Source organism: Kitasatospora sp. NPDC096128, assembly GCF_040303105.1.
Lineage (GTDB): Bacteria > Actinomycetota > Actinomycetes > Streptomycetales > Streptomycetaceae > Kitasatospora.
Genome location: NZ_JBEOSP010000014.1, coordinates 17,947 through 31,200, shown reverse-complemented (window position 1 = coordinate 31,200; position 13,254 = coordinate 17,947). Strand labels below are relative to the sequence as shown.

Sequence of the window (13,254 nt, the reverse complement as noted above, 5' to 3'; positions counted from 1 at the left end):
CGCTCCGCCCAGACGGCGAAGGACGGGGCCTGCTGCCCGCCCACGTAGGCCGCGCCCAGGCCGCCGCCCACGGTCAGTCCGGTGACGGCGCGTTCGCGGCGGGCCCCCGGCCGTTCTGTCGGCGACCTCCCGGAAGAGGCCCTGAAACGGTCAGGAAACGGTCAGGCCAGCTCCAGCGCCAGGTAGAAGTCCACCCGGTCCTCCAGGCGGGAGAGGTCCCGCCCGGTCAGCTCCTCGATACGGCCGATCCGGTAGCGCAGGGTGTTGACGTGGACGTGCAGCTGCCCCGCGCAGCGGGTCCAGGAGCCGTCCGAGCGCAGGAAGGCCTCCAGGGTGCGGACCAGGTCCGCCTGGTGCTCGATGTCGTACGCGATGACCTTGTCCAGCAGCCGGCTGCGGAACGCCCGGCGGACCTCGTCCGGGACGGCGGCCAGCAGCAGCACGTGCGAGGCCAGCTCCTCCGGGCCCGCCACGCAGACCCGGCCGACCCGGGCGGCGGCGATCCGGCGGGCGTGCCGGGCCTCCTCCAGGGCGCCGCGCAGGCCGCCCGCCTCGGAGGCGGGGGCGGAGACGCCCAGGGTGATCCGGCCCTCCGAACCCAGCCCGGCCTCCAGCGGGGCGAGCAGCTCGCGCAGGGTGTCGGCGGGCACCGGGCTGTCCAGCACGGGCAGCACCACCACAGCGCCGTTGCCCGCCCCGGCGACCAGGGCGCGGTCCGTGGTGCCGCCGAGCGCCTCCTCCAGCACGGCCCGCACCGTACCCTCCGGCAGGCCGGTGCCCTCGGCGCTGAGCACCAGCCAGGAGGCCTCCTGGGACGGGGACTTGGGCTCGGGGCTCTCGTAGCGGGCGGCCATCGCCGAGGAGGCGTACAGGGCGCGGCTGATCTCGGCCGGGTCGGCGTCGCGGCGCAGCAGGGCGAGCAGTTCGTCGGCCAGTCGGCGGCGCAGCCGGCGGCCCTCGTCCCGGCGCTGGCGCTCGGCGGCGACCAGGCGGGCCAGGTTCTCGGCGAGCTGTTGACGCTTGGTGGTCCACTCGGTGACGTCGCCGGCCACCGCGAGCACCCAGTCGACCAGCGGCGCCTCGTGCTCGGCGGAGGCCGCGGCGGGCAGCAGCGAGTAGGCGCCGGCGGCCAGTCGGGCCCGGTGCGGGGGGCGGCGGCGCTGGCGCTGGGCGGCCAGGTGGGCGCGGACCAGCTGGTCGCGGTCCTCGGCGGTGAGCCGGTCGGCCGGGCCGGCGATCACCGCGCCGGTCGGGGTGAGCACCCAGCAGTCCAGGTCGAGGTCGCCGCCGAGCAGGTCCAGCACGGCGTCCAGGCCGCCGCCGCCGGCCGCCGAGACCAGCAGCCGGTGCCGGTCGACCAGCGCGGCCAGGTCGGCGGCGCGGTCGGCGGAGACCTGGCGGCCGATGAACTCGGTGACGGTGCCGAAGGCGATGTCGTCGGGGACGGCCAGCAGCGGCATCCGGTGCCGGCGACAGGCCTCGACCAGGTCCTCGGGCACCGGGCCGACCTCGGCCTCGCCGGCCGCCAGGGCGACCGCGCCGCCGGCCGCGATGGTCCGCACGAAGCGCTCGGAGTCGGCGGGTCCGCCGCGCCAGAGCATCCCGGTGAGCACCAGCTCGCCGCCGTGCAGGTAGCGGCCGGGGTCATGCAGGTCCGTGGTCATCACGCCGCTGACCTGCCGGTCCAGCTCCTCCTCCGCCGCGAGCAGGCGCAGTCGGGGGGCGCCGGGGGCGAGCAGGTCACGGACACGCATCCGCGGACTCCTAACGGGGGCTGGAACAGGGGGCGGGACGAGCGGGTGGGGCTCGGGGCCGGGGCGGGGTGGGGGGCCGGATCGGGGGGGCGGGGGCGGCCGGGCACGCGGTCCGGGGGTGACAGTGTGCCCGAACATACGTGCTCGGCGTTACGTACCAGCGAGCGTTCGGGTTACGGGCCCGTAGCCCGCGAATCACGGCCGGATTACGGTCGTAGGTAGCGCTCGGCGAACACCTGGGCTGCGGATTCTCCTGCTTAGAGGAACGTACAGGATGCCGGGCGGGCTCACAGCCGGGGCTTCATGCCATCGGTGACTGCCAGTGGGCCGCGTCACAGGGGTTCACTGGGCGACACGCCACCGGACACCCGGCCGGCGAAGACTTGAGGAGAAACCCGCATGGAGTTCCTTCGGCCCGCCACCTGGGACGAGGCTCTCGCGGCGAAGGCTGAGTACCCGACCGCGCTGCCCATCGCGGGCGGCACGGACGTCATGGTCGAGCTGAACTTCGACGTGCACCGGCCATCCGCGATTCTCGACCTGAACCGCGTCACCGAGCTCACCGAATGGACGAACGACGGCAGCGTCGTCCGACTCGGCGCCTCCGTCCCGTACGCCCGGATCATCTCGGAGCTCGCCGGGCCGCTGCCCGGGCTCGCCCTGGCGGCCCACACCGTCGGCTCGCCGCAGATCCGCAACCGCGGCGGCGTCGGCGGCAACCTCGGCGGCGCCTCCCCGGCCGGTGACGCCCACCCCGCGCTGCTGGCGGCCGGCCGCGACGTGTTCGTCGAGGCGGCCTCGGTGCGCGGCACCCGGCTGATCCCGATCGACGAGTTCTACGTCGGGGTGAAGCGCAACAGCCTGGAGGCGGACGAGCTGATCCGGGCCGTGCGCATCCCGGTCGCGGACGGCCCGCAGCAGTTCTCGAAGATCGGCACCCGCAACGCCATGGTGATCGCGGTCTGCGCCTTCGGTTTCGCCCTTCACCCGAAGAACGGCACCGTCGGCACCGGTATCGGTTCGGCCGCCCCCACGCCGCGCCGCGCCGTCGAGGCCGAGGAGTACCTCCAGGGGGTGCTCGCCGAGCGCGGGCTCTGGGAGTCCGGGGAGCTGCTGGGCACCGAGGTGGTCCAGCGCTTCGGCGAGCTGGTGAAGGCCGCCGCCTCCCCCATCGACGACGTCCGGGGCACCGCCGACTACCGGCGCCACTCCCTGGCCGTGATGGCCCGCCGCACCCTCACCTGGTGTTGGAACGACTACAGCAAGCAGATCAGGAGCGCGGCATGAGGGTCACGTTCACCGCCAACGGCAAGCCGGTCGAGGCCGACGACGTGTGGGAGGGCGAGAGCCTGCTCTACGTGTTGCGCGAGCGCGTCGGCCTGCCCGGCTCGAAGAACGCCTGCGAGCAGGGCGAGTGCGGTTCCTGCACCGTCTACCTGGACGGCGTGCCGGTCTGCTCCTGCCTGGTCGCGGCCGGCCAGGTGCAGGACCGCGAGGTGCGCACGGTCGAGGGCCTGGCCGACGAGAACGGCGAACTGGGCCTGGTCCAGCAGGCGTTCATCGACGCCGGGGCCGTCCAGTGCGGCTTCTGCACCCCCGGGCTGCTGGTGCAGACCGACGCCCTGCTGGAGCAGGACTCCCAGCCGAGCGACAACGACATCCGCGAGGCGCTGTCGGGCAACCTGTGCCGCTGCACCGGCTACGAGAAGATCATGGACGCGGTGCGGCTCGCCTCCGCCCGCAAGTGCTCGGGCAAGGGGGCCACGGCATGAGCGCGCGGACGATCCGGGGCCAGAAGAACCTGCAGAACATCAACCAGGCCTCCAAGGACGGCATCGGCGGCTCGCCGCTGCGCCCGGACGGCAACCTGAAGGTCAGGGGCGAGTTCGCCTACTCCTCGGACCTGTGGCACGAGGACATGCTCTGGGGCATGGCGCTGCGCTCGCCGCACCCCCGGGCGAACATCCTCTCGGTGGACATCTCCGAGGCGCTCAAGGTGCCCGGCGTCTACGCGGTGCTCACCCACGAGGACATCCCCGGCGCCAAGTACTACGGCCTGGAGATCCAGGACCAGCCGGCCCTGGCGATCGACCGGATCCGCTACCACGGCGAGGCGATCGCCCTGGTCGCGGCCGACCACCCGGAGACCGCCCGGCGCGCGGTGAAGAAGATCAAGGTCGAGTACGAGGTGCTCACCCCGATCGTCACCGAGGAGCAGTGCCTGGACCCGCAGACCCACGGGTACGTGCACGAGCCGCACGAGTACAAGTCCCACGCCTACGGCAACATCTGCCACGAGCAGCGGCTGGTCTCCGGCCTCGGCGTGACCGACGAGGTGCGGGCGATGGCGGACGTCGTCGTCAGCGGCGACTACGAGGTCGGCATGCAGGACCAGGCCTTCCTCGGCCCCGAGTCCGGCCTGGCCGTGCCCGCCGAGGACGGCGGCATCGACCTCTACATCGCCACCCAGTGGCTGCACGTGGACCGGGAGCAGATGGCCCCGGTGCTGGACCTGCCCGAGGAGAAGGTCCGGCTCACCCTGGCCGGCGTCGGCGGCGCCTTCGGCGGCCGCGAGGACATCTCGATGCAGATCCACGCCTGCCTGCTGGCCCTGCACACCGGCAAGCCGGTCAAGATCGTGTACTCCCGGGACGAGTCCTTCTACGGCCACGTCCACCGCCACCCGGCGCGGATGCACTACGAGCACGGCGCCACCCGCGACGGCAAGCTCGTCTTCGCCGACTGCCGGATCGTGCTGGACGGCGGCGCGTACGCCTCCGCCTCCCCCGCCGTCGTCGGCAACGCGGCCTCGCTCGGACACGGCCCGTACGTGATCCCGAACGTGAGGATGCACGCCATCGCGCTCTACAGCAACAACCCCTCCTGCGGGGCGATGCGCGGCTTCGGGGCCGTCCAGGCGGCCTTCGGCTACGAGAGCCAGATGGACAAGCTGGCAGCCGAACTCGGCATGGACCCGGTCGAGTTGCGACAGCTGAACGCGATGTCGGAGGGCGACTTCATGCCCACCGGCCAGCAGATCGACTCCCCCGCCCCGGTGGCCGAACTGCTGCAGCGGGCCAAGGACATGCCGCTGCCGCCGCCGCTGGACACCGAGCACCTGGACGTGCGCGCGCTGCCCGGCGCGCTCTCCAACACCTCGCACGGCGAGGGCATCGTGCGCGGGGTCGGCTACTCGGTCGGCATCAAGAACGTCGGCTTCTCCGAGGGCTTCGACGACTACTCCACCGCCCGGGTGCGCCTGGAGGTGATCGGCGGCGAGCCGGTCGCCATGGTGCACACCGCGATGGCGGAGGTCGGCCAGGGCGGCGTCACCGTGCACGCCCAGATCGCCCGCACCGAGCTGGGCGTCGAGCAGGTCACCATCCACCCGGCCAACACCGAAGTGGGATCGGCCGGTTCGACCTCCGCCTCGCGCCAGACGTACATGACCGGCGGCGCCGTGAAGCTCGCCGCCGAGGCCGTCCGGCGGGAGCTCATCGAGAAGGGCCGGCGCCGCTACGGCTGGACCCACCAGGACATCACGCTGACCGGCGGCAAGGTCGTCTCGGAGAGCGCCGGCGTGCTCGTGCCCATGGTGGACCTGCTCGGCGACGAGGCCATCGACCTCACCCGCGAGCACCACCACCGGCCCACCCAGGCCTTCGACAAGGAGACCGGCCAGGGCTTCGGCCACGTCCAGTACACCTTCTGCGCCAACCGCGCCGTGGTGGACGTGGACGTCGAGCTGGGCCTGGTCAAGGTGGTCGAGCTGACCGCCGTCCAGGACGTCGGCAAGGCGCTCAACCCGCTCTCCGTGGTCGGCCAGATCCAGGGCGGCTGCACCCAGGCGCTCGGGCTCGCCGTGATGGAGGAGATCATCGTCCGGGACGGGAAGGTGCGCAACGCCTCCTTCACCGACTACCTGATCCCCACCATCCTGGACACCCCGCCGATCCCGGTGGACGTCCTCGAACTGCCCGACCCGCACGCCCCGTACGGGCTGCGCGGCGTCGGTGAGGCGCCGACCGTGTCGGCGACCCCCTCGATCGTGGCGGCGATCCGCAACGCGACCGGGCTCGCGCTCAACCGGATCCCGGTCCGGCCGGAGCACCTGACCACCGAACAGCCCGGCTAGCACCGGGAGCACAGACCTCTCCGGGGCGGCGCCGAGTCTTCCCCGCCGCCCCGGAGAAACCCGCTGCCCGTGCCCACGCCGGGGTTCCGCAGTGGTGCGCACCACCCTCAACTGCACCACCCTCAACTGCACCACCCTCACCTGTACCTGTACCTGTACCTGCACGACGGGCACTCCCCCACCCGAGCACCCGCAGTGAGTCGATACCGTCCCCCTGTGCCAACTTCGTTGACTGGCAGTCAGGTCGGCTCGCCCACCCCAACCCCCTTTGACACTTGGGAGTGGACATGACCAGGATCCCCACGGAGCCCGGCACCACCGAAGCAGACAGACCCGCCGAGGACGAGACCCACCCCTCTCCCCCGGCAGCGGAGCCCAAGGGCGCGCTCGACGCGTACTTCAAGATCTCGGCCCGCGGCTCCACCCTCGCCAACGAACTGCGTGGTGGCCTCACCACCTTCATGGCGATGGCGTACATCATCCTGCTCAACCCGCTGATCCTCAGCGGCGCGGACGTCAACGGCGTCAGGCTCGACCACGCCGCGCTGACCACCGCCACCGCCCTCGCGGCCGCCGTCACCACCATCCTGATGGGCGTCGTCGGCAACGTGCCGCTCGCCCTGGCGGCCGGGCTCTCGGTCTCGGGCGCGGTCTCCGCGCTCGTCGTACCCCACACCACCTGGTCCCAGGCCATGGGCCTGTGCGTGATCTACGGCCTGCTGATCGTGCTGTTGGTGGTCTCCGGACTGCGCGAGAAGATCATGAACGGCATCCCGCTGCCGCTCAAGCACGCGATCACCATCGGCATCGGCCTGTTCGTCACCATCATCGGGCTCTACAAGGCCGGCTTCGTGCACACCGGCGGCCCCACCCCGCTGTCGCTCGGCCCCTTCGGCGAACTCTCCGGCTGGCCCGTCCTGGTCTTCTGCCTCACCGTGCTCACGATCTTCGTGCTGATGGCGCGCGGCGTGCGCGGCGCGATCCTGATCGGCATCGCCGGCGGCACCGTGGTCGCCGTCGTCGTCAACAAGCTCGCCGACGTACCCGCCAAGGCCTGGGCGAACTCCGTCCCGGTCTGGCCCGGCAGCCCCGTCGCCGCCCCCGACTTCAGCCTCTTCGGCCACGTCGACCTGTTCGGCGCCTTCGGCGGCAAGGGCCTGGGCGCGATCAGCGCCTCCGTGGCCGTGTTCACCCTGGTGCTGGCCGGCTTCTTCGACGCGATGGCCACCATCATCGGCGTCGGCACCGAGGCCGGGCTCGCCGACAAGCAGGGCCGGATGCCCGGCCTGTCCAAGGCCCTGTTCATCGACGGCGCCGGCGGCGCGGTCGGCGGCCTGGCCGGCGCCTCCGGGCAGACCGTCTTCGTCGAGTCCGCGACCGGCGTCGGCGACGGCGCCCGCACCGGCCTCGCCTCCACCGTCACCGGCGGCCTGTTCGCCCTGATGCTGTTCTTCTCGCCGCTGGCCGGCATCGTCCCGGTCGAAGTCGCCTCCGCCGCCCTGGTGGTGATCGGCTCGATGATGATGAGCCAGGCCCGGCACATCGACTGGTCCGACCGCGAGGTCGCCATCCCGGCCTTCCTGACCTGCGTGCTGATGCCGTTCACCTACAGCATCACCGCGGGCGTCGCCGCCGGCGTCGTCTCCTACACGGTGATCAAGGCCGGCCAGGGCAAGTGGCGCGAGCCCGGGCTGCTGATGTGGATCCTCACCGGCGTGTTCGTCCTGTACTTCGCGCTCAGCCCGGTCAAGTCCTGGCTGGGCGTGCACTGACCGCTCCTCCAGCGTCAGCGCGTGTGACCATCGGCGCCTTCGAGCATCGGCGCCGTTGATCACCAGCACTGTCGATCACCAGCGCCGTTGATCATGACCGCCGCCGTACGGGATCGTTTCCCGTACGGCGGCGTCCCCGCTACTGTCGAAACCGTGTAAGGAGCATCCGACATGCAGGACATCGCCGAGCAGCTGCAGGCCTGGCACGCGTCCGGGCGCTCCTTCGCCGTGGCCACCGTCGTCGGCGTCTCCGGCAGCGCCCCGCGCGACCCCGGGGCGGCCCTGGCCGTCGACGCGGCCGGGGAGGCCGTCGGCAGCGTCTCCGGCGGATGCGTCGAAGGCGCCGTCTACGAGCTCTGCCAGGCCGCCCTCGAATCCGGCGAACCCGTCCTGGAACGCTTCGGCTACAGCGACGAGGACGCCTTCGCCGTCGGCCTGACCTGCGGCGGAGTCCTCGACGTGTTCGTCCAGCCGGTCGTGCCCGGGGCCGACCCGGGGATGGACGCCGGCCTCGCCCACGTCGCCGACGGGACGCCCGTCGCCCTCGCCCGGGTGATCGCCGGACCGGCCGGACTCCTCGGCACCACCCTCGCCGTCACGGCCGACGGCGCCGTCGGGGCACTCTCGGTCGGACCGTCCACCGTCGGCGCGCTGGAGCGTGCGCTCATCGCCGAGGCCCGGGCCATGCTCGACGCCGGACGCACCGGGCGGATCGTCCTCGGCCTCGACGGCCGGCCCTGCGACGAGGAGGACCGGGGGACGGTCACCTGCTTCGTCGAGTCCTACGTGCCCGCGCCCCGGATGCTCGTCTTCGGCGCGATCGACTTCGCCGCCGCCGTGGTGCGGATCGGCAAGTTCCTCGGCTACCACGTCACCGTCTGCGACGCCCGGCCCGTCTTCGCCACCACCCGGCGCTTCCCGGAGGCCGACGAGGTCGTCGTCGACTGGCCGCACCGCTACCTGGACTCCCAGCTCGGCCGGCTCGACGGCCGCACCGTGCTCTGCGTGCTCACCCACGACGCCAAGTTCGACGTCCCGCTGCTCGAACGCGCCCTGCGCCTCCCGGTCGGCTACGTCGGTGCCATGGGCTCCCGACGCACCCACCGCGACCGGCACGCCAAGCTCCGCGAAGCCGGACTGACCGACACCGAACTCGCCCGGCTGCGCTCCCCCATCGGCCTCGACCTCGGCTCCCGCACCCCCGAGGAGACCGCCGTCTCCGTCGCCGCCGAGATCATCGCCCACCGCCGCGGCGGCAGCTGCCTGCCGCTGAGCGCCGGCGACGGGCCGATCCACCACGACACCGCCGCACCGGAGTCGCGGGAGTCCCGGGAGTCCCGGGAGCCCGCCGACCGGCGCTCGCCGCACGCGGCGTGACGCCCTCGCACGGCCCGGCCGATGCGCGTGCCCGCCGGTGCGCCTGCCCGCCCGTGCGCCTGCCCGGCGGTGCGCGTCCTTGCTAGTGCACGTACTTGTGCGCCCCGAAGACCTTCGGCGGGACGGCCGGGATGCCGACCCCGGCCAGGATCGGCATCAGCACGGCCGTGAAGGCGTTGAAGGCCGCCTGGGACTCCCAGACGTCGGTGACGTGCCAGCCGCCCGCGATCGGGCCGGCCACGTGCGAGATCAGGCCGGGCACCGGCAGGTCGGACGGCACGTTGAAACTCTTGCCGGGGCCGACCAGCGCGGCGATCGCCGCGTCGTACTGGGCCTGGGTCGCACCGGGGATGTCGAAGACCACGACGAGCGCCATCAGAGGCTCCTTCGGTTGGGAAACGGCGTACCCAGTGCAGCCCGGACGGTCCGCACCGGCCACTCGCCGCGACCGCCCGGGTGACGTTGCGGACGGTAGTCGGCAGCAGGAGGCTGGAGGTGCGGACTCACCCCGAGCCCGGGGAAGGAGCAGCGGCGATGCGTGTGCTGCTCGACATCGAGATCGACACCCCGACCACCAACCGGCAGATCGCCGACGGGACGGTGGGCGAGAAGTTCGAACGGATCATGGCCGACCTCAAACCCGAGGCAGCCTACTTCTTCAACCGCAACGGCCGCCGCGCCCAGATCGTCGTGATCGACGTTCCGGACGAGGCCGCGCTGCCGTCCATCTGCGAGCCGTTCTGGCTGGAGTTCAACGCGACCGTCCAGACCCACATCTGCATGAACGCCGAGGACCTGCGCGAAGGCCTGTCCCGGCTGGGCCGCTAGTCGGCCAGGGCGAGCTTCACGCCGAAGCCCACCACCACCGCGCCGGTCACCCGGTCCATCAGGCGCCGGGCGGCCGGACGGCGCAGCCAGCCCCGCAGCACCTGGGCGAAGCCCAGCAGGACCGTCGACCAGAGCAGGCCCTCCACGACGTGCACGAAGGTCAGCGCCACCCCGGCGGCGAAGTGCGGGGCCCCGGCCGGGATGAACTGCGGCAGCACGGCCACGTAGAAGACGCCCATCTTGGGGTTCAGCAGATTGGTGAACGCGCCCCGGCGCCAGCCCTGCACGAACCCGCCGGCGCCCGCGTCCTCGCTCGGCGCCGTCTCCTCGCCCCGGCTCCGGAGCAGCTTCACGCCGAGCCACAGCAGGTACCCGATGCCGACCCAGCGGACCACCTGGTAGGCCACCTGGGAGGCCGTCAGCAGCGCCGTCACCCCGGCCGCCGACGCCGTCCCCCAGATCAGCGTGCCGGTCTGCACCCCGAGCACCACCCCCCACGCCTCGCTCCGCCGCCCGAGCGCGGAGGTCCGCAGGATCACGGCGGTGTCGGGCCCGGGCGCGAGCGTGAGCAGCCCCACCACGAGGGCGAAGGACCACAGGGCAGTCGTCATCTCCATGGACCGCGATGCTCTCACAGGCCCGGGCGGCCGCTGCGGGCCGCCCGGGTACGGACCGGGGTACGGACCCGGTACCGGGCCGGATACCGGCGGAGTCGCGGGGCGGCGGAGCTGCGGGGCCGCGGCTCAGGTGACGTTGAGGCGGGCGGCGAGGCGGAGGAGGCCGGGGCTGAGGCGGGAGAGGAGGCGGGCGGCCTTGGCCTCGGGGGTGACCGGGACGACGGGCTTGCCGGTGCGGACGGCGGTGACGACGGCGGCGGCCACCTTCTCCGGCGGGAAGCCGCGGCGGGCGTAGAGCTTGGCCGCGCGGGCCTGCTTGGCGGACTGCTCGGCGGCCGTGGTCGCGGAGAAGGTGGAGGTGCGGGTGATGTTGGTGTTCACGATGCCCGGGCAGATGGTGGAGACGCCGATGCCGTGGTCGACGAACTCGGCGCGCAGGCAGTCGGAGAGCATGAACACGGCGGCCTTGCTGGTGGCGTAGGCGGTGAGCGCCTTGGCGGGCAGGTAGGCGGCGGCCGAGGAGACGTTGACGATGTGGCCGCCCTGGCCGCGGTCGGCCATCAGGGTGCCGAAGGCACGGCAGCCGTGGATCACGCCCCAGAGGTTGACGTCCAGGACGCGCTGCCACTCCTTCTCGGTGGTCTGCAGGAACGTCCCGGAGTGACCGACGCCGGCGTTGTTGACCATCACGTCGGGCACGCCGTACTCGGCGGCGACGCGCTGGGCGAAGGCGTCCATCGCGGCTCCGTCGGAGACGTCCACCTGGTGGGCGTGCGCCCGCGGGCCGATCAGCGAGGCGAGTTCGGCGGTGCGCTCGGCGGCCGCGAGGTCGAGGTCGCAGACCACCACCCGGGCGCCGTCCTCGGCGAAGGCCAGCGCGGTGGCCCGTCCGATACCGCTGCCGCCGCCGGTGACCACCACCAACCGGCCGTCCCCGTAAGGCCCTTGGGCCGCTCCGGCGCTCCCGGTCTCGATCCGGGCGGTGAACTCGCGGACCATTCCGGCCACGGTGGCTCCCTTCTCCAGCAGCGCCGACCAGTGGCCTGCGTGCAGTGTACGGCGGGTCAGGTGGGGCACCCAGCGCTCCAGGCCCTCGGAGAGGTAGGTGCCGACGTAGCGGTCCCGGGTGAGGGTGACCAGCTGGACCGGCACCTCGGTCCGCCGCTCGCGCGGACTGCCCAGCGTGGGGCGGAAGTTGGCCCGGTACAGCTCGATGCCGCGGACCGCGTCGCGGCGCAGGGTGCGCTGGGGGTGGTCGGCGCGCGGGGTGACGTTCTCCAGGTCGCGCAGCACCCGCGGCCAGGCCCGGGCGAGGCCGAGGCGCCAGACCGCCGGAGCGAGGAAGGGCAGGTGGAAGGCGGTGATGTACCAGGAGTGCAGCCCCTGGTGCAGCAGTTGGCCGAGGTGGCGCGGGGTGGGGCGGCGCATCCGGTGGCGCAGCCAGTGGCCCATGTGGTCCAGGCTGGGGCCGGACAGGGTGGTGTAGGAGGCGATCCGGCGCTCGGCGCCTGGGGCGGTGACGGCCTCCCAGGACTGGATCGAGCCCCAGTCGTGGGCGACCAGGTGCACCGGGCGGTCCGGGCTGACGGCGTCCGCGACGGCGAACAGGTCGCCGGCGAGCCGCTCCAGGCGGTAGTCCTCGCGGTGCGCCGGGACGCCCGACTCGCCGGCGCCGCGCACGTCATAGCGGACCACGTGGTGGTCGCGGGCGAGGTCGGCGGCGATGTCGTCCCAGACGGTGTGGGTGTCCGGGTAGCCGTGCACCAGGAGGACGGTGGGGGCCTCCGGGTCGCCCTGCTCGAAGACGGCGAGCGGGAGGCCGCCGGAGTGGACGGTCCGGCGGCGGATCGGGGTCGTCATCGGGTGGCCTCCTGGGCGGCGGGCTCGGCGGCGGCGGGCGGTACGGGGGTGGCGGGCACGGCGGCCGCCGCGGGTGTGGTCCAGCGGCGGACGTGCGGGAGGTCGTCGTCGAGCCAGTGGGCGTCGTCCTCGGTGACCACCAGCAGTTCCTCGAACTTGATGCCCACGCCGCGGAATCCGATGTGCGGCTCGACCGCCCACAGCCCCGGGGTGGGCGCGTGCCGGGACGACCGCCCGTCCGCCCACAGCGGCGAACGGCCTTGCAGGCGCTCGGAGATGAGCTCGCGGCCGAGGGTCTGCAGGGTGCGCACGCCGAAGCCGAAGACGTTCACCCCGGCCGGGCCGCGCGCGGTGTTGCGGGTGACCTGGTGACCGATCACCCGGCCCGGGTAGACCTGGTGCCGGTTGTCGTAGCCGTGCGCGGCGATCTGCGCGTCCACCGCCGCGTACACCTCGTCGAGCGGCTTGCGGGCGCGCACCTCGGCGAGGATCAGCGCGCGGTAGACCTCGAGGTCGGCGGCCAGCCGGTCCCAGACCTTGTTCTCGCCGACCTTGCCCCCGTAGCCGATGTCGGCGGTGTAGCCGTCCACGACGGGCGCGCAGTCCAGCACGTACGGCATGCCCTCCTCCAGGCGGCGGTTGCCGGCGAAGAACTGCAGCGGGGTGCGGAAGTGCCGGAAGGCCGTGCGGTCGCCGAACCAGGCGAAGGGGACGTGGAAGAAGTCCTGCACCCCGGCGGCGACCAGGCGGCGGCGCAGTTCGGCGGTGGCCTGGCGCTCGGTGACGCCGGGTTCGATCCAGGCCGCGACCTGTTCGGCGCAGTGGTAGGCGAGTTGCTGGGTCTCGCGGAAGCGGGCGAGGTCGCGCTCGGTGTAGGGGAACGTCGGCATCGCGTGCGCCGTCGGGGGCAT

At 73.0% G+C, this 13,254-nt stretch carries 11 protein-coding genes; 6 read left to right on the top strand and 5 right to left on the bottom strand.

The genetic code is table 11. From position 1 onward, the window contains the following. Positions 1-161 precede the first annotated feature (161 nt). Entirely contained in the window at positions 162-1,754 is a 1,593-nt protein-coding gene (locus ABTY61_RS17425) for a PucR family transcriptional regulator (protein ID WP_350505863.1), read from the bottom strand. 399 nt (positions 1,755-2,153) lie between these two features. On the opposite strand from ABTY61_RS17425, the gene ABTY61_RS17420 reads away from it, so the two are divergent. The 5 genes from ABTY61_RS17420 to ABTY61_RS17400 all read left to right on the top strand — a co-directional run bounded on the left by ABTY61_RS17420 (position 2,154) and on the right by ABTY61_RS17400 (position 9,038). Continuing rightward, on the top strand, positions 2,154-3,041 hold the full coding sequence (locus ABTY61_RS17420; RefSeq protein WP_350505862.1) for an FAD binding domain-containing protein: 888 nt from the start codon (positions 2,154-2,156) through the stop codon (positions 3,039-3,041). After that, entirely contained in the window at positions 3,038-3,526 is a 489-nt protein-coding gene (locus ABTY61_RS17415; RefSeq protein ID WP_350505861.1) for a (2Fe-2S)-binding protein, read from the top strand. The genes ABTY61_RS17420 and ABTY61_RS17415 overlap by 4 nt, the downstream gene beginning before the upstream one ends. Further along, positions 3,523-5,889 (top strand): xanthine dehydrogenase subunit D, encoded by a 2,367-nt coding sequence (gene pucD / locus ABTY61_RS17410; RefSeq protein WP_350505860.1) that lies wholly within the window; start codon positions 3,523-3,525, stop codon positions 5,887-5,889. The genes ABTY61_RS17415 and pucD overlap by 4 nt, the downstream gene beginning before the upstream one ends. Positions 5,890-6,176: 287 nt before the next feature. Next, positions 6,177-7,661, top strand: a complete 1,485-nt coding sequence (locus ABTY61_RS17405; RefSeq protein WP_350505859.1) for an NCS2 family permease — start codon at positions 6,177-6,179, stop codon at positions 7,659-7,661. 171 nt (positions 7,662-7,832) lie between these two features. Beyond that, positions 7,833-9,038: an XdhC family protein gene (locus tag ABTY61_RS17400; protein WP_350505858.1), complete on the top strand. Its 1,206-nt coding sequence runs from the start codon at positions 7,833-7,835 to the stop codon at positions 9,036-9,038. Positions 9,039-9,120: 82 nt separating this feature from the next. On the opposite strand, the gene ABTY61_RS17395 is transcribed toward ABTY61_RS17400, so the two are convergent. After that, entirely contained in the window at positions 9,121-9,414 is a 294-nt protein-coding gene (locus tag ABTY61_RS17395) for a hypothetical protein (protein ID WP_350505857.1), read from the bottom strand. A 158-nt stretch (positions 9,415-9,572) separates the two neighbouring features. On the opposite strand from ABTY61_RS17395, the gene ABTY61_RS17390 reads away from it, so the two are divergent. Continuing rightward, positions 9,573-9,866: a hypothetical protein gene (locus ABTY61_RS17390; RefSeq protein ID WP_350505856.1), complete on the top strand. Its 294-nt coding sequence runs from the start codon at positions 9,573-9,575 to the stop codon at positions 9,864-9,866. Here the strand turns inward: ABTY61_RS17390 and ABTY61_RS17385 are convergent. The 3 genes from ABTY61_RS17385 to ABTY61_RS17375 all read right to left on the bottom strand — a co-directional run bounded on the left by ABTY61_RS17385 (position 9,863) and on the right by ABTY61_RS17375 (position 13,254). Next, on the bottom strand, positions 9,863-10,483 hold the full coding sequence (locus ABTY61_RS17385; protein WP_350505855.1) for a LysE family translocator: 621 nt from the start codon (positions 10,481-10,483) through the stop codon (positions 9,863-9,865). The genes ABTY61_RS17390 and ABTY61_RS17385 overlap by 4 nt on opposite strands. A 126-nt stretch (positions 10,484-10,609) precedes the next feature. Next, on the bottom strand, positions 10,610-12,343 hold the full coding sequence (locus tag ABTY61_RS17380; protein WP_350505854.1) for an SDR family oxidoreductase: 1,734 nt from the start codon (positions 12,341-12,343) through the stop codon (positions 10,610-10,612). After that, the gene (locus ABTY61_RS17375) at positions 12,340-13,254 is read right to left on the bottom strand and encodes a M24 family metallopeptidase (protein ID WP_350505853.1); all 915 of its coding nucleotides are present in this window, start codon (positions 13,252-13,254) and stop codon (positions 12,340-12,342) included. The genes ABTY61_RS17380 and ABTY61_RS17375 overlap by 4 nt, the downstream gene beginning before the upstream one ends.

Bases quoted from the DNA above. Each gene is read 5' to 3' on its own strand.
- ABTY61_RS17425 (WP_350505863.1), bottom strand. From the start codon at position 1,754: ATGCGTGTCCGTGACCTGCTCGCCCCCGGCGCCCCCCGACTGCGCCTG.
- ABTY61_RS17420 (WP_350505862.1), top strand. From the start codon at position 2,154: ATGGAGTTCCTTCGGCCCGCCACCTGGGACGAGGCTCTCGCGGCGAAG.
- ABTY61_RS17415 (WP_350505861.1), top strand. From the start codon at position 3,038: ATGAGGGTCACGTTCACCGCCAACGGCAAGCCGGTCGAGGCCGACGAC.
- pucD (WP_350505860.1), top strand. From the start codon at position 3,523: ATGAGCGCGCGGACGATCCGGGGCCAGAAGAACCTGCAGAACATCAAC.
- ABTY61_RS17405 (WP_350505859.1), top strand. From the start codon at position 6,177: ATGACCAGGATCCCCACGGAGCCCGGCACCACCGAAGCAGACAGACCC.
- ABTY61_RS17400 (WP_350505858.1), top strand. From the start codon at position 7,833: ATGCAGGACATCGCCGAGCAGCTGCAGGCCTGGCACGCGTCCGGGCGC.
- ABTY61_RS17395 (WP_350505857.1), bottom strand. From the start codon at position 9,414: ATGGCGCTCGTCGTGGTCTTCGACATCCCCGGTGCGACCCAGGCCCAG.
- ABTY61_RS17390 (WP_350505856.1), top strand. From the start codon at position 9,573: ATGCGTGTGCTGCTCGACATCGAGATCGACACCCCGACCACCAACCGG.
- ABTY61_RS17385 (WP_350505855.1), bottom strand. From the start codon at position 10,483: ATGGAGATGACGACTGCCCTGTGGTCCTTCGCCCTCGTGGTGGGGCTG.
- ABTY61_RS17380 (WP_350505854.1), bottom strand. From the start codon at position 12,343: ATGACGACCCCGATCCGCCGCCGGACCGTCCACTCCGGCGGCCTCCCG.
- ABTY61_RS17375 (WP_350505853.1), bottom strand. From the start codon at position 13,254: ATGCCCCCGACGGCGCACGCGATGCCGACGTTCCCCTACACCGAGCGC.